Origin of the sequence: Streptomyces sp. NBC_00358 (assembly GCF_036099295.1) — a bacterium.
Classification (GTDB): Bacteria; Actinomycetota; Actinomycetes; order Streptomycetales; family Streptomycetaceae; genus Streptomyces.
This window is the reverse complement of record NZ_CP107976.1, coordinates 2460690-2475431: the sequence shown is the minus strand read 5'-3', so window position 1 is coordinate 2475431 and position 14742 is coordinate 2460690. Positions and strand designations below refer to the sequence as shown.

The window sequence follows — 14742 nt, the reverse complement described above, 5'->3', positions numbered from 1 at the left end:
GGGGCCTCCGCACTGGGGAGGACGGAAGCCCCTTACACCTAACGGCACTTCTCGGGGACGCGGGTCAGGGACCGGCACGGCGCGTCCGGCCCGCCGGGGAACCGCCGCCCTCGCGGAACGCGGCCGTCGTGCCCACCCCGCCGGGCGGGGCGGCCGTCCTATGGTGTGCGGATGACGACGACGTACGCGGCGCTGTTGCGCGGCATCAATGTGGGCGGCGCGAAGAAGGTGCCGATGGCCGAGCTGCGCACCTTGATGGAGGGCCTCGGGTACGGCGACGTCCGCACGTATCTCCAGAGCGGGAACGCGGTGTTCAGCAGCGGCCGCGACGACGAGGAATCCCTCGCGGAGGAGCTCTCCGGGGCCATCGAGAAGCACTTCGGGTTCGGCGTCGGCGTGCTCGTCCGTGATCACGGCTACCTGAAGGCGGTCCGGGAGGCCTGCCCGTTCCCGGCCGCCGAACTGGAGGCCAAACAGATGCACATCACGTACTTCTCGGAGCCCGTCGACGAGGGACGCTTCGTCTCCGTCGAACCCGCGTCCTTCCTCCCCGAGGAGTTCCGCCTCGGCGACCGCGTCCTCTACCTGTACGCACCCGACGGTCTCGGGCGCTCCAAACTGGCGGTGGCCCTGGCGAAGCCCGGGGTGGTCAAGGGCGTCCTCGCCACCACCCGGAACTGGAACACGGTCGTGAAACTGGAGGAGCTGACCGGTGCTTGAGCGCAACGCCGCCGTCGAGGCCGCCATCGAGGGCGAACTGCGCCTGCTCGATCCGGCGGTCCGCCGCTCGGCCGACCTCGTCGGCGCGCTGCTGCACCCCGACTTCTACGAGTTCGGCGCGTCCGGCCGCATCCGGGACCGGGCCTCGACCGTCGCGGCGCTGGCCGCGGAGACCGGCGCCGGGGGCCGCGGCACGACCACCCGCATGAAGGGCGTCCAGCTCGCCCCCGACCTCGTCCATCTGACATTCGACACCGATGACAACGGCCGCCGGGCGCACCGGAGTTCACTGTGGCGCCACACCGGCACCGAGTGGCTGCTGTACTTCCACCAGGGCACCGTGTTCGACCCCGCCGAAGCCTGATCGTGCGAGGCTGGTCGTATGCGTTACATCATCATCGGGGCAGGGGCGGTCGGGGGAGCTGTCGGAGGCCGGCTGGCCGAGGCCGGGCACGAGGTCGTCCTCGTCGCGCGGGGCGCGCACCTCGCGGCGCTGCGCGCGGACGGGCTGCGGTTCCTGACGCCCGAGGGCTCGCGCACACACCGGCTCCCCGCGGTCGGAGGACCCGAGGAACTCGGGGAACTGCGCCCCGACGACGTACTCGTGCTCACCGTGAAGACCCAGGACAGCGAAGCGGCCCTGCGCGACTGGGGAGCGAGCCCGGTCGCGGGCGGCGGAACGGCCGCCGAGCGGCTGCCGGTCGTCTGCGCGCAGAACGGCGTCGAGAGCAGGCGCCTCGCGCTGCGCCGCTTCCGCAGGGTCTACGGCGTCTGCGTCTGGCTGCCCGCCACCTTCGTCGAACCCGGTGTCGTCGCCGCGGCCGGCACCCCGCTCACCGGAATCCTGCACCTCGGCGGGGTTCCGCACGGCACGGACGACACGGTCCGCCGGATCGCCGCCGACCTGGAGACGGCGCGCTTCGAGGCACCGGTCGTGCCGGACGTGGCGCGCTGGCAGTACGCCAAGCTCCTCGGCAACCTCGCCAACGCGATCGAGGCGGTCAGCGGGGTCCTCACCGACGCGGAGGGCCTGGCGCTGTTCGCGCGGGTACGGGCGGAGGGCGCCGCGGTGCTCGACGCGGCCGGAATCGCGTACGCGGGCGAGGAGGAGCAGAGCAGGGCCCGCGCCGACAAGATCACCTTCAAGCCCTTCGACGGCTCCGAGCGCGGCGGCGGTTCCTCCTGGCAGTCCCTCCGGCGCGGCACGGGCACCATCGAGGCCGACTACCTGAACGGCGAGATCGCCCTGCTGGGCCGTCTGCACGGCGTACCGACCCCGCTCAACGACCTGCTCCAGCGGCTCGCGAACACCTTCGCGCGGGAACGCCGGGCTGCCGGGTCGCTGCCGGTGGCGGAGCTCGTACGACTCGCCGACGAGGCTGTCGCGTCGGCTTAGGGGACGCGGGCGCCGCGTCCTTGGCGTGGAACCCGTGAACGGCGCGTACGAGAACGTGCGCCGCGCGGCCGGGGGTCGGCGGTCGCTGGTCCGGGGTGGTCGCCGAGGCCGGTCCCGGGAAGAATTGGCCCAAGATTCCCGCACGGAATTGGGCCGGGATTCTGCGCCACCGCGTGACTAGTCTCGACCGTATGACGACCACCTCACCGACCCGGGTCGACTTCTGGTTCGACCCCGCCTGCCCGTTCGCCTGGATCACCTCGCGCTGGATCCTGGAGGTCGAGCGCAAGCGCCCGCTCGACCTCCGCTTCCACGCCATGAGCCTCTACCTGCACAACGTCGGCAATGAACTGCCGGAGTGGTACCGGGAGTTGGTGGACAAGTCCATCGGCCCGGTACGAGTCGCGGTGGCCGCGGCCGAGCAGCACGGCGAGAAGGTGCTGCGCGAGCTCTACACCGCGTTCGGCACCCGCATCCACCAGCGCGCGGCCCAGGACTTCGACGCGGTGGTCGCCGAGTCGCTCGCCGAGCTCGGACTCCCGGCCGCACTGGCGGACGCGGCCCACGACTCCTCGTACGACGAGGCGGTGCGCCGCAGCCACGACGCCGGCACCGAACCGGACTCCGAAGCCTATGTAGGGACTCCCACCATCCATGTCGACGGAACGGTGTGGTTCGGACCGGTGCTGCGGGCGATCCCGCGTGGCGAGAAGGCCGCCGAACTCTTCGACAGCTTCCGCGTCCTCGCCGCCCACCCCGACTTCTTCGAGCTCAAGCGGACCCGCACGGGCGGGCTCTCCTTCGACTGATCCCGCCCGGTGAACCAGGGGTCAGGCGCCGAGCGCGGCCAAGGACGGCATCCGTGCCTCGTCGTAGCGCTCCAGCAGGACCCGCGCGACCTCCGGCGCGGGACCGAGGACATCGGCGAGGACGTCCGCCCCGGCCGCACCCCGGGCGATCCGGTCCGGCAGGAAGCCGGGGGCCAGCACGTACGGCGCGACGGCGACGCGCTCGCAGCCGAGGGCGCGCAGCTCGCGGACCGCGTCCTCGGTGCGCGGGAGGGATGCGGAGGCGAACGCGGGCCGCACGGCGCACCAACCGGTGTGCCGCCACTCCCGCGCGATTTCTGCGATCACCGCGATCGCCTCCGGGTCTGTGGACCCCGCCGAGGCCAGTACGACCCCGGTCGAGGACTTGTCGGCGGGCGTCAGCCCCGCCTCGTACAGCCGGCGTTCGAGCGCGGCCGTCAGCAGCGGGGACGGGCCGAGCACCTCCGCCTGCCGGACGCGCAGCCGCGACGGCGCCTGGCGCAGCACCGCCGGGATGTCCGACTTGGCGTGGAAGGCGCGGGTCAGCAGCAGCGGCAGCGCCACCGCGTCGCGGACGCCCTCGGCGGCCAGGGAGTTCAGCACCCCCTGCACGGAAGGGATGTTGAAGTCCAGGAATCCGGTCTCCACGCGCAGGCCGGGGCGCTGGGCACGCACCCGCCGTACCAGGGCGTGCACCGTCGCGGCGTGCCGCGGGTCGCGGCTGCCGTGGGCGATGACGACGAGGACGGGACGCTCCGGCCTGTTCATGACGGGGTCAGCCCTTCACCAGGAGTCCGCGGCTGCGCAGCACCCACCGCTCCACCGGGCTGAAGACGATCAGATCGATGGCGATGCCGACGAACAGGATGAGGAAGATGGCGAGGAAGACCATCGGCATGGAGCTGGCGTTGCGGCCGTTCTCCAGCAACTGGCCGAGGCCCACGCCGAGGTCGGGGGAGGAGGCGATGATCTCCGCGGCCATCAGGGAGCGCCAGGAGAACGCCCAGCCCTGCTTCAGACCGGCCAGATAGCCGGGCAGCGCGGCCGGCATCACGATGTGCCAGGTCCCGCGCAGGCCCGTCGCGCCCATCGTGCGGCCCGCCCGCAGGAACAGCGGCGGCACCTGGTCCACGCCCGACACCAGCCCGTTGGCGATCGAGGGGACCGCGCCGAGCAGGATCACCGCGTACATCATCGAGTTGTTCAGACCCAGCCAGATCACGGCCGGCGGCACCCACGCCACCGACGGCAGGGACTGCAAGCCTGACAGGATCGGGCCGATCGCGGCCCGCACGAACTTGACCCGGGCCACCAGCAGGCCCAGCGGGGTCCCGATCACCAGGGCGAACAGGAAGCCGAGCAGACCGCGCGAGACGCTGGTCCAGATGTAGTCGAGCAGGGTGCCCTGGAGCCAGGCGTCCTTGACCTCGGCCCAGACGTCGGACGGCGAGGGCAGCTTGGCCGGGTCGTCGACGATCTTGAACGTGATCAGTGCCTGCCAGGCCGCCAGGACCACCACGAACGCGACGAGCGGCGGCAGGATCTTCTGCCGGAACGTGGTGCCGAAGGAGTTGCGGCGGGCGACGGAGGTCTCCAGCGCGTCGAGGCCCGCCTCCAGTCCGCCCAGCCCGTCGTTGTGCTTGACGGCGGCGGCGTCGGACGTCGTCTCAGTGCTGGCCATGGCGGCGGATCTCCCCACGCAGTTGTTCGGTGATCTCGATGGACAGTTCCGCCACGGGGGCGTCCTCGATGCGGCGCGGCTGCGGAATGTCCACGGTCCACTCGCGGGCGACGCGGCCCGGTCGGGAGGACAGCAGGACCACGCGCTGTGCGAGCCGCACGGCCTCACGGACGTTGTGCGTGACGAAGAGGACCGACAGGCCCGTCTCGCGCCAGATCCGGGTGAGCTCGTCGTGCAGCACGTCCCGGGTGATCGCGTCCAGCGCCGCGAACGGCTCGTCCATCAGCAGGATCTGGCTGTCCTGGGCGAGGGCCCGCGCGAGCGCCACGCGCTGGCGCATACCGCCGGACAGCTCGTGCACCCGCTTGCCGTACGCGCCCTTCAGCCGGACGAGTTCGAGCAGTTCCTCGGCCTTGCCGCGCCGCTCGGCCTTCGGAACCCCCCTGAGTTTCAAGGCGAGTTCGATGTTCTTGCCCGCGGTCAGCCACGGGAAGAGGGCGTGCTCCTGGAACATCAGAGCGGGGCGCCCGTTGGTCGTGATGGAGCCGGCGGAGGGCTTGTCGAGCCCCGCCACCAGGTTCAGTAGTGTGGACTTGCCGCACCCCGAGGCCCCCAGGAGGGTGACGAACTCGCCCGGCGCGACATCGAGGGTGATGTCGTCGAGGACGAGCTGGGGACCCGTCGGTCCGGCGAAGGACTTCGAGACGTGCTCGATGCGAGTGGCGTACTCCGTCGTGCCGGCGCCGTCGGCGGCCTTGGCGAGCGTCGTGGCCATGGTCGTCACCTCCTGGGAACTCATCGGGATCCGGGCTTACTTGACGCCGAGACCGGCGTCGTCGACCGGGCTCTCGCCCGCGGCCTTCAGGACCTTGTTCAGGAGCGTGAGGTCATAGATGCCGGTCAGGATCGGCTTGTCCAGGAGACCGGCCTTCACCGCGTGGTCCGCCTCGGTGTGCAGGGTGGAGGCCAGCGGGTCGTCGGTGATCTGGATGGACTTCCAGGCCGGGTCGAGGACGTTCGCTGGCAGCGCCTTGCCGGAGTCGGCCTCCAGCTGCTTGTTCGCCGAGGCCTTCGCCTCGTCCGGGTTGGCGTTGATCCACTTGTTGGTCTCGACGGAGCCCTTCAGGACCGCCTCGACGACCTTCGGGTGCTCCTTGAGGAACTTCTGCGACACGATGATGTTCGTGATGACGAACTTCTTGTCGGGCCACAGGTCCGACTCGTCGAGCAGTACCTTGCCGCCCTCGGCGACCAGCTTCGACGCGGTCGGCTCCGGCACCCAGGCGCCGTCGATGGAGCCGGACTTGTAGGCGTCCGGAGTGATCTTGTTGTCGGTCCGGACGACCGAGACATCGCCCTTGCCGCTCTGCGGGTCGACCTTGTAGCCCTGCTCCGCGGCCCAGTTGAGGAACGCGACGTCCTGCGTGTTGCCGAGCTGCGGCGTCGCGATCTTCTTGCCCTTGACGTCCTTCAGGGACTTGATCTTCTTGGGGTTCACCACGAGCTTGACGCCGCCCGAGGCCGAACCGCCGATGATGCGAAGGTTCTTGCCCTCGGACTTCGTGAAGCCGTTGATCGAGGGCGAGGGGCCGATCCAGCCGATGTCGATGGAGCCCGAGTTGAGCGCCTCGATCTCGGAGGGGCCCGCGTTGAAGATCTGGTACTTCGCGGCCGTGGCGCCGAGATCCTTCTGGAAGAAGCCCTTCTGGTTGCCGACCAGCGCGGTGGCGTGCGTCAGGTTGCCGAAGTAGCCGATCTTCACGGAGTCGAGTCCGTCGATCTTCTTCGACCCGGCGGCGACCTTCGCCTTCGTGTCGTCCTTCGCGTCCGAGCCGTAGCTGCAGGCGGCGAGAGTGAGCAGCGGGAGAGCGGTGGCGAGGGCTATGCCGCGGGTCAGCAGCTTGGAGCGCGTGGAGCGGATGGCAGGCACGGGAGGGTTTCCTCTCGGTGGCCCGGCGGTCACGCCTTTCTCAGGTCGTGGCCGGGAAGTCGGCAGGTCTTCGGACGCTCAGGCTGTGGGGGGACGGGGCGCGCAGGCAGTGCGCGTACGTCATCGCGCACATCGCGCGACTCCGCCCTGCCCGCTGCCGAGGGCGCCGCTGCCGACGCGGCCGCCCTCCTTCGCGAACGTGGAGTAGAAGTCGACGGGAGTCATGTCAGAAGTCCCAGCCGTCGTCGTCGGACTCGTCCTTGACCGGCTGCGGCGCGGCGAAGGACTCGCCGACCATGCCCGCGGTCAGCGTGGTGCCGTCGGCCGGGTCGATCAGGATGAACGCGCCGGTGCGCCGGGAGTCGGCGTACGCGTCGAGCGGGAGCGGCTCGGCGGTGCGGATCTTGACCCGGCCGATGTCGTTGGCGACCAGCCGGCCCGGGTGCGGGTGCATCGAGAGGTCGTCCAGGGTCAGCCGGGACGGGATGTCCTTGACGATCGCCTTGACCGTGCGGGTGCCGTGCTTGAGCAGCACCCGGTGGCCGACGGTCAGCGGCTCGTCGGCCACGTGGCAGACGGTCGCCTCGACGTCCTGCGTGGTCGGCGGCGCGTCCTTGCTCGGCACGAGCAGATCGCCGCGTGAGACGTCGAGGTCGTCCTCCAGCAGCAGGGTCACCGACTGCGGGGTCCACGCGATGTTGACGGGCTTGCCCAGCAGGTCGATCCCGGCGACCTTCGTGGTGCGCCCGGACGGCAGCACGGTGACGCTGTCGCCGACGCGGAACGTTCCGGCCGCGATCTGGCCGGCGTAGCCCCGGTAGTCCGGGTGTTCGGCGGTCTGCGGGCGGATCACGTACTGCACGGGCAGCCGGGCGTGGCAGTGCGCCAGGTCGTGGCTGACCGGCACGGTCTCCAGGTGCTCCAGGACGGTCGGGCCGCCGTACCAGTCCATGTTCGCGGAGGGGTCCACCACGTTGTCGCCGGCGAGCGCGGAGATCGGGATGGCGGTGATCTCGGGGACGCCCAGCTCGGAGGCGTACGCCGTGAACTCCTCGGCGATCGCCGCGAAGACGGACTCCTTGTACTCGACGAGGTCCATCTTGTTGACGGCGAGGACGACGTGCGGGACGCGCAGCAGCGCGGCCACGGCGGCGTGCCGGCGGGTCTGCTCGATGACACCGTTGCGGGCGTCGACGAGCACCACGGCGAGGTCGGCGGTGGAGGCGCCGGTGACCATGTTCCGGGTGTACTGAACGTGGCCGGGGGTGTCGGCGAGGATGAACCGGCGGCGCGCGGTGGCGAAGTAGCGGTAGGCGACGTCGATGGTGATGCCCTGCTCGCGTTCGGCTCGCAGGCCGTCGGTGAGCAGAGCGAGGTCGGGGGTGTCCTGGCCGCGGCTGGCCGAGGCGCGCTCGACGGCCTCCAACTGGTCCGTGAGGATCGACTTGGAGTCGTGCAGGAGGCGTCCGACGAGCGTGGACTTGCCGTCGTCGACGGAACCCGCGGTCGCGAAGCGCAGCAGGGTCGTCGCCGAGAGCTGGTCGACCGACAGGGGCTCGGTGGGTTCGGTGGTGCTGGTCATGTCTAGAAGTACCCCTCGCGCTTGCGGTCTTCCATCGCGGCCTCGGACATCTTGTCGTCGGCGCGGGTGGCACCGCGCTCGGTGAGCCGGGAGGCGGCGATCTCGGTGATGACGGCGTCCAGCGTGGTCGCCTCGGAGTCGACGGCGCCGGTGCAGGACATGTCACCCACGGTCCGGTAGCGGACGAGCCGCTTCTCGACCGTCTCGCCGTCCTTCGGGCCGCCCCACTCACCGGCGGTCAGCCACATGTTCGACCGCTGGAACACCTCACGCTCGTGCGCGAAGTAGATGTCGGGAAGTTCGACGCCCTCGCGGGCGATGTACTGCCACACGTCCAGCTCGGTCCAGTTGGACAGCGGGAACACCCGCACGTGCTCGCCGGGCGCGTGACGGCCGTTGTAGAGCTGCCACAGCTCGGGGCGCTGGCGGCGCGGGTCCCACTGCGAGAACTCGTCCCGCAGCGAGAACACCCGCTCCTTGGCGCGGGCCTTCTCCTCGTCACGGCGGCCGCCGCCGAACACGGCGTCGAAGCGCTCGGACTGGATCCTCTCGGTCAGCGGCAGCGTCTGCAGCGGGTTGCGCGTCCCGTCCGGGCGCTCGCGCAGCACACCGCGGTCGATGTAGTCCTGCACCGAGGCCACGTGCAGCCGCAGGCCGTGCCGCTCCACCGTCCGGTCGCGGTATTCGAGGACCTCGGGGAAGTTGTGCCCGGTGTCCACGTGCAGCAGCGTGAAGGGCACCGCGGCCGGCGCGAACGCCTTCAGCGCGAGGTGCAGCATCACGATCGAGTCCTTGCCACCGGAGAACAGGATCACCGGCCGCTCGAACTCACCCGCCACCTCACGGAAGATGTGCACGGCCTCGGACTCCAGCGCGTCCAGGTGCGACAGCGCGTACGGGCTGCTCTCCGTCTCCTCGGAGACACTGGCGACGGTGGTCATGAGAGACCCCTCTCGGTGAGCAGCGCGTGCAGCGCGGCAGCGGACTCCTGCACGGTCTGGGTGTGCGACTCGATGCGCAGGTCGGGCGACTCGGGTGCCTCGTAGGGGTCGTCGACGCCGGTCAGCCCCGAGATCTCGCCCGCGGCCTGCTTGGCGTACAGCCCCTTCACATCGCGTACGGAGCACACCTCGACCGGGGTCGCCACGTGCACCTCCAGATACGTCGTGCCGTTCTGCTCGTGGCGCCCGCGCACCGCCTCGCGGCTGTCCGCGTACGGAGCGATCACCGGGACGAGCGCCTTCACGCCGTTACGGGCGAGCAGTTCGGCGAGGAAACCGATCCGCTGCACGTTGGTGTGCCGGTCCTCGCGGCTGAAGCCGAGGCCCGCCGAGAGGAACTCGCGGATCTCGTCGCCGTCCAGGACCTCCACCCGGTGGCCCTCCTCGCGCAGCCGGCCCGCCAGTTCGTAGGCGATGGTGGTCTTGCCCGCACTGGGCAGACCCGTGAGCCAGACGGTGGCTCCGCTCGTCACTTGCCGCTCCTGGGAAATCGTGGGGTCCGCGGCGGGCGCGGCCGTCGTCGTGTCCGTCATCCGTGCAGCCCGCACTCGGTCTTCGCCCGGCCCGCCCAGCGGCCGGCGCGCGCGTCCTCGCCCTCCAGCACCCGGCGGGTGCAGGGCGCGCAGCCGACGGACGCGTAACCGTCCGTCAGCAACGGGTTGGTCAGCACGCCGTGTTCGGCGACATACGCGTCCACGTCGTCCTGCGTCCAGCGGGCGATCGGCGAGACCTTGACCTTCCGCCGCTTCTCGTCCCAGCCCACGACCGGGGTGTTCGCCCGGGTCTCGGACTCGTCGCGACGCAGCCCGGTCGCCCACGCGTCGTACGCGGTCAGGCCCTCTTCCAACGGCTTGACCTTGCGCAGGGCGCAGCACAGGTCCGGGTCACGGTCGTGCAGCCTCGGCCCGTGCTCCGCGTCCTGCTCGGCCACGGTCCGACGCGGGGTCAGCGTGATGACGTTGACGTCCATCACCGCCTCGACCGCGTCACGGGTACCGATCGTCTCCGGGAAGTGGTAGCCCGTGTCCAGGAACACCACGTCCACCCCGGGCTTGGCGCGCGAGGCGAGATGCGCGACGACCGCGTCCTCCATGGACGAGGTCACGCAGAACTTCTCGCCGAACGTGTCCACCGCCCACCGGAGGACCTCCAGCGCGGACGCGTCCTCCAGGTCGCGCCCCGCCCGCTCGGCCAGGCTCTTCAAGTCCTCGCCCGTACGCTCTTCCTGAATGGCCGTCATATCTCCGCCCCTCCACGGTCTTCCTGCCGAACGCCCCGGGACAGCAGCCCGAGGAACTTCAGCTGGAAGGCCCGGTTGCACGCCGCGCATTCCCACGCGCCGTGGCCCTCTTCGCTGGGTCGCAGATCCTCGTCCCCGCAGTAGGGGCAGTAGAACGGCGCGGCACGCTCGCTCACGACAGTGCCTCCTCGGAGGCGCGCGCGGCCCAGGTGGCGAAGCGCTCGCCGTCCTCGCGCTCCGCCTGGAAACGCTTGAGGACACGCTCGATGTAGTCGGGCAGCTCGTCCGAAGTGACCTTCAGGCCGCGGACCTTGCGGCCGAATCCGGCCTCCAGGCCGAGCGCGCCGCCCAGGTGCACCTGGTATCCCTCGACCTGCTCGCCGTCGGCGTCGAGGACCAACTGGCCCTTGAGACCGATGTCCGCGACCTGGATACGGGCGCAGGCGTTCGGGCAGCCGTTGATGTTGATGGTGAGGGGCTCTTCGAACTCGGGGATGCGGCGCTCGAGTTCGTCGATCAGGGAGGCACCGCGCGCCTTGGTCTCGACGATCGCGAGCTTGCAGTACTCGATGCCGGTGCAGGCCATCGTGCCGCGCCGGAAGGTGGACGGCTTGGCGGTCAGGTCGAGCGCCTCCAGGCCCTCGACGAGCGAGTCGATCTGCGCCTCCTCCACGTCGAGCACGATCATCTTCTGCTCGACGGTGGTGCGCAGCCGGCCCGAGCCGTGCGCCTCGGCCAACTCGGCGATCTTCGTCAGGGTGGCGCCGTCGATGCGGCCGACGCGCGGGGCGAAGCCGACGTAGTACCGGCCGTCCTGCTGCCGGTGCACGCCGACGTGGTCGCGCCAGCGGGCGACCGGCTGGTCGGGGGCGGGGCCGTCGACCAGCTTGCGCTGCAGGTACTCGTCCTCCAGGACCTGGCGGAACTTCTCCACGCCCCAGTCGGCGACCAGGAACTTCAGACGGGCGCGGGTGCGCAGCCGCCGGTAGCCGTAGTCACGGAAGATCGAGAGGACGCCGATGTGGACGTCCGCGACCTCGTCGAGCGGGACCCAGGCGCCGAGACGCTGGCCGATCTTGGGGTTGGTGGAGAGGCCGCCGCCGACCCAGAGGTCGAAACCGGGGCCGTGCTCCGGGTGGTTCACACCGACGAAGGCGACGTCGTTGATCTCGTGCGCCACGTCCAGCAGCGGCGAGCCGGAGATCGCGGTCTTGAACTTGCGGGGCAGGTTCGAGAAGTCCTTGTTGCCGACGACCCGGCGGTGGATCTCCTCGATGGCCGGGGTGCCGTCGATGATCTCGTCCTCGGCGATACCGGCGACGGGCGAGCCGAGGATGACGCGGGGGGTGTCACCGCAGGCCTCGGTCGTCGACAGGCCCACGGCCTCCAGGCGGTCCCAGATCTCCGGGACGTCCTCGATGCGGATCCAGTGGTACTGGACGTTCTGGCGGTCGGTGAGGTCGGCGGTGCCGCGCGCGAACTCCTGCGAGATCTCGCCGATGACCCGCAACTGCTCGGTGGTCAGCCGGCCGCCGTCGATCCGGACGCGCAGCATGAAGAACTTGTCGTCCAGCTCCTCCGGCTCCAGGATCGCGGTCTTGCCGCCGTCGATCCCGGGCTTGCGCTGGGTGTAGAGGCCCCACCAACGCATCCGGCCGCGCAGGTCGTTGGGGTCGATCGAGTCGAAGCCCCGCTTGGAGTACACCGTCTCAATGCGTGTCCGCACATTGAGACCGTCGTCGTCCTTCTTGAACTGCTCGTTGCCGTTGAGCGGAGTGAAGTGACCTACGGCCCACTGACCCTCGCCGCGGTGACGGCTCACCTTGCGGCGGGGCGCGGCAGCAGGATTCTCGGGGGTGGCGGCCATGGCTGTTACGTCCTTCGAGACTGCGGGACAGGTCTGACTACGGCTCTGACCTGCGCAAACGGGTGCATACGGGAAAATGGGCGCAGCACTGCGCAAGGTTCTTGAAAAGGGAGAGACTCGGCGCTGCTGGACTGGTCAGCTTGCCGGACAGATGGCGCTGGACATGCGGCCGAGGTCGACGTGCCGCCGACTCACCAAGGCAATTCCAGTTCCAGACATGACGGAAGCGTGTCACGGGGATCTCCGGGCAGTCCACCGTCATCCATCATGTGGACACCCTTGTCCCGAATGGTGGGACGAGGGTGTTGTCGATCACACGACCGGGCCTCCCGCGGTGCCGCGGCGAGGGCCGGCTGGCCGCGGTCACCGCGGCCCGGAGCTGGTCAGACGGCGTACGCCCCCGGCCACGGGCCGGGTGTGGCGACCTCAGCCTCCTCCTCGACCTTGGTGTCGAAGAGTTTGAATCCGCGGCGCAGGTAGTTGTCCATCGCGTGCTCCCCGTCCTTGCTGCACGTGTGCAGCCAGACGCGCTTCGTCTCGGCCCGCCCCGGCCAGCGTCCGGCCAGGTCCCAGGCGCGCGCGACCCCGTACGACAGGAGGTGTCCACCGATCCGGCGCCCGCGGAACGCGGGGAGGAGCCCGAAGTAGACGATCTCCACGACCCCGTCGTCCTGCGCGCCGAGCTCGACGTAGCCGGCGGGCGTCCCCCGGTCGTAGGCGACCCAGGTCTCGGTGCCCGGCTGGGCCAGCGCCTCCTGCCACTGCGCGTACGTCCACGCGAGCCGGTCCGTCCAGCGGATGTCCCCGCCGACCGAGGCGTACAGGAAGCGGCTGAACTCGGGCGAGGGGGCCTCGGCGCGGACGATCCGCACTTCCCCGTCGGGGGTGCTCGCGGGGAGCAGGTCGGTCGGGGCCGTCTGCTCCAGGGACCAGGTGGTCACACTGACGTTGCTCATGGCCGCCAGGGAATCACGGGGGCGGGCACCCCTCCAAAAGTGTCCGCGGGCCGGGCCGGCGTCCGAGCGGGGCGCCGGCCGGGGACGGCCCGCTATCCGAGCGAGCCGTCGACCGAGGACAGCGGCACCGCGTACAGCACCCGCCGGGCCGGCCCGCCGGTCAGTGTCCACAGCTCGCCGGTCCGCTGCCAGTAGGAGAGCGAGCCGGTGTCCAGGCCCCAGCAGGCGTGCGACTGGTCCGCGGTGCAGGTGGCGGCCCGGGCGCCGTCGCCGCTCTGCCGCCACAGGGAGGCGTGCTGGGTACGGCTGTCGGCCGGCCGCCCGATGTACCACTGGGCGTCACGGGCGCCGCCTGACCGGTGCGAGAGCACGCCGGAGATCCCGGAGCCCTTGGTCGTGTAGGCCTCGACCGCGTCCACATGCCCCTGGGCGTCGGCCAGCAGGCCCGTGCGGTACGCGGCGGTGCTGAAGGAGTACCGCCAGACCCGGGTCGGCCCCGCGTGGCCGACCGCGGCCTCGGTCGCGACCAGGCTGTCCGGGGCGGTCGTACGGTCCAGGGAGAGCGAGCCGAAGCAGGGGACCGCGTGCTCACGGCCGCGCGTACACGCGCCGCCCTCCGGGTCGTACGAGCCGATGGCGGGGAGCACGTACCGGTAGCCGGCGGCCGAGTAGCCGTGGCCCACCCGGCCCACGGCGCCGCTGTCCACGTCGGCCCGCAGCAGCCGGTGCAGGTCGAAGACCAGGAGGCCCTGGCCGTGCGCCGCGGTGACGATCAGCTTGTCCTGGTACCAGACCATGCCGCCGAGGCCCGAGTGGACCGCCGTGAAGTCCCTCCCGCCGGCGCGCGGGGCGACCAGCAGGACCCAGCGGTAGCTGAGGGAGTCCGGGTCGGACGCGTCGACGAAGGCGATCCTGGCCAGGCCCTCGTCCCGGGCCGGCGCGGCCGCCTGCCCGTCGCGGTGCGTCCACCCGGCCAGGATCACCTGGTGAGCGCCCCACAGGCCGTCGTCGTCGGCGTCACCGGAAGTGGTGACGGAACGCGGCTGCCACCGCGCGGTCCGCGCGTCGGCGTCCTCCCAGCAGTACGCGCGCGTCGCCGTCGGCTCGACGGGCAGTGCGGCCCGCTCGTCCGACGTGCAGCCGCCGGTGTTCCGCATCGAGTGGTCGGCGTCGCGCAGGACTCCGTCGACGCCGACGTTGCCGCCCATGTTCCCGCTCAGCGTGTCGAGCGCGTCCCGGGACGTGAGGTTCTCGTGGAGACGCAGTTCCTGCGACACGGAGCCGGAGCGCAGCGCGGTGAGCCCGCCGGGGCTGTTGGCTCCGGTGGCCTGAGAGGTGCTGATCAGGGTGGCTGCCGCGGTGAGCGCGAGCGCGGTTCCGGCCAGGGTGGCGCGCAGCGCCTGTCCCCTTCTCCGACGACGATGCCTGCCGCGCTGCTTCATGCGTCCTCCCGAATAGGCCAACTGCCTCCCCCGCCGAAGGCGTTGACGGAGAGACGGGTGGGGTGGCCTGTGAAGGGGATGCTACGGCAGAGACCTCCGGGCCAGGACAAAGACGGCG

Annotated in this window: 17 protein-coding genes; 4 read left to right on the top strand and 13 right to left on the bottom strand. The window is 70.9% G+C overall.

From position 1 onward, the window contains the following. Positions 1 to 171: 171 nt before the first annotated feature. The 4 genes from OHT01_RS10220 to OHT01_RS10205 all read left to right on the top strand — a co-directional run bounded on the left by OHT01_RS10220 (position 172) and on the right by OHT01_RS10205 (position 2925). Entirely contained in the window at positions 172 to 720 is a 549-nt protein-coding gene (locus OHT01_RS10220; protein WP_328552821.1) for a DUF1697 domain-containing protein, read from the top strand. Next, the gene (locus tag OHT01_RS10215) at positions 713 to 1084 is read left to right on the top strand and encodes a nuclear transport factor 2 family protein (RefSeq protein ID WP_328552820.1); all 372 of its coding nucleotides are present in this window, start codon (positions 713 to 715) and stop codon (positions 1082 to 1084) included. Before OHT01_RS10220 ends, OHT01_RS10215 begins: the two co-directional genes overlap by 8 nt. Before the next feature lie 18 nt (positions 1085 to 1102). Further along, on the top strand, positions 1103 to 2116 hold the full coding sequence (locus tag OHT01_RS10210) for a ketopantoate reductase family protein (RefSeq protein ID WP_328552819.1): 1014 nt from the start codon (positions 1103 to 1105) through the stop codon (positions 2114 to 2116). A gap of 191 nt (positions 2117 to 2307) precedes the next feature. Next, positions 2308 to 2925: a mycothiol-dependent nitroreductase Rv2466c family protein gene (locus OHT01_RS10205; RefSeq protein WP_328552818.1), complete on the top strand. Its 618-nt coding sequence runs from the start codon at positions 2308 to 2310 to the stop codon at positions 2923 to 2925. 21 nt (positions 2926 to 2946) lie between these two features. Here OHT01_RS10205 and OHT01_RS10200 read toward each other — a convergent pair whose 3' ends face one another. The 13 genes from OHT01_RS10200 to OHT01_RS10140 form a co-directional block, all read right to left on the bottom strand. Further along, positions 2947 to 3693 carry a sirohydrochlorin chelatase gene (locus tag OHT01_RS10200; RefSeq protein WP_328552817.1) on the bottom strand — a complete coding sequence of 249 codons (747 nt, stop codon included), beginning with the start codon at positions 3691 to 3693 and terminating at the stop codon, positions 2947 to 2949. 7 nt (positions 3694 to 3700) lie between these two features. Beyond that, on the bottom strand, positions 3701 to 4606 hold the full coding sequence (locus tag OHT01_RS10195; protein WP_328552816.1) for an ABC transporter permease: 906 nt from the start codon (positions 4604 to 4606) through the stop codon (positions 3701 to 3703). After that, positions 4593 to 5381: an ABC transporter ATP-binding protein gene (locus OHT01_RS10190; protein WP_328552815.1), complete on the bottom strand. Its 789-nt coding sequence runs from the start codon at positions 5379 to 5381 to the stop codon at positions 4593 to 4595. Before OHT01_RS10190 ends, OHT01_RS10195 begins: the two co-directional genes overlap by 14 nt. 36 nt (positions 5382 to 5417) lie before the next feature. Beyond that, positions 5418 to 6536: an aliphatic sulfonate ABC transporter substrate-binding protein gene (locus tag OHT01_RS10185; protein ID WP_328552814.1), complete on the bottom strand. Its 1119-nt coding sequence runs from the start codon at positions 6534 to 6536 to the stop codon at positions 5418 to 5420. A 226-nt stretch (positions 6537 to 6762) separates the two neighbouring features. Then, positions 6763 to 8118 (bottom strand): sulfate adenylyltransferase subunit 1, encoded by a 1356-nt coding sequence (locus OHT01_RS10180; protein ID WP_328552813.1) that lies wholly within the window; start codon positions 8116 to 8118, stop codon positions 6763 to 6765. A 2-nt stretch (positions 8119 to 8120) separates the two neighbouring features. Continuing rightward, positions 8121 to 9059: a sulfate adenylyltransferase subunit CysD gene (gene cysD / locus OHT01_RS10175; protein ID WP_328552812.1), complete on the bottom strand. Its 939-nt coding sequence runs from the start codon at positions 9057 to 9059 to the stop codon at positions 8121 to 8123. Continuing rightward, on the bottom strand, positions 9056 to 9592 hold the full coding sequence (gene cysC / locus OHT01_RS10170; protein ID WP_328552811.1) for an adenylyl-sulfate kinase: 537 nt from the start codon (positions 9590 to 9592) through the stop codon (positions 9056 to 9058). The genes cysD and cysC overlap by 4 nt, the downstream gene beginning before the upstream one ends. 56 nt (positions 9593 to 9648) lie before the next feature. Then, the gene (locus OHT01_RS10165) at positions 9649 to 10359 is read right to left on the bottom strand and encodes a phosphoadenylyl-sulfate reductase (RefSeq protein WP_328552810.1); all 711 of its coding nucleotides are present in this window, start codon (positions 10357 to 10359) and stop codon (positions 9649 to 9651) included. Next, positions 10356 to 10535, bottom strand: a complete 180-nt coding sequence (locus OHT01_RS10160) for a hypothetical protein (RefSeq protein WP_328552809.1) — start codon at positions 10533 to 10535, stop codon at positions 10356 to 10358. The genes OHT01_RS10165 and OHT01_RS10160 overlap by 4 nt, the downstream gene beginning before the upstream one ends. Further along, positions 10532 to 12226, bottom strand: coding sequence for a nitrite/sulfite reductase (locus tag OHT01_RS10155; protein ID WP_328552808.1), 1695 nt, complete (start codon positions 12224 to 12226; stop codon positions 10532 to 10534). The genes OHT01_RS10160 and OHT01_RS10155 overlap by 4 nt, the downstream gene beginning before the upstream one ends. Positions 12227 to 12361: 135 nt before the next feature. Next, the gene (locus OHT01_RS10150; protein ID WP_309486338.1) at positions 12362 to 12445 is read right to left on the bottom strand and encodes a putative leader peptide; all 84 of its coding nucleotides are present in this window, start codon (positions 12443 to 12445) and stop codon (positions 12362 to 12364) included. A 164-nt stretch (positions 12446 to 12609) separates the two neighbouring features. Continuing rightward, entirely contained in the window at positions 12610 to 13182 is a 573-nt protein-coding gene (locus OHT01_RS10145; protein WP_328552807.1) for a GNAT family N-acetyltransferase, read from the bottom strand. 92 nt (positions 13183 to 13274) lie between these two features. Continuing rightward, complete coding sequence (locus tag OHT01_RS10140) at positions 13275 to 14624, bottom strand: hypothetical protein (RefSeq protein WP_328552806.1); 1350 nt, start codon at positions 14622 to 14624, stop codon at positions 13275 to 13277. Positions 14625 to 14742: the final 118 nt, after the last annotated feature.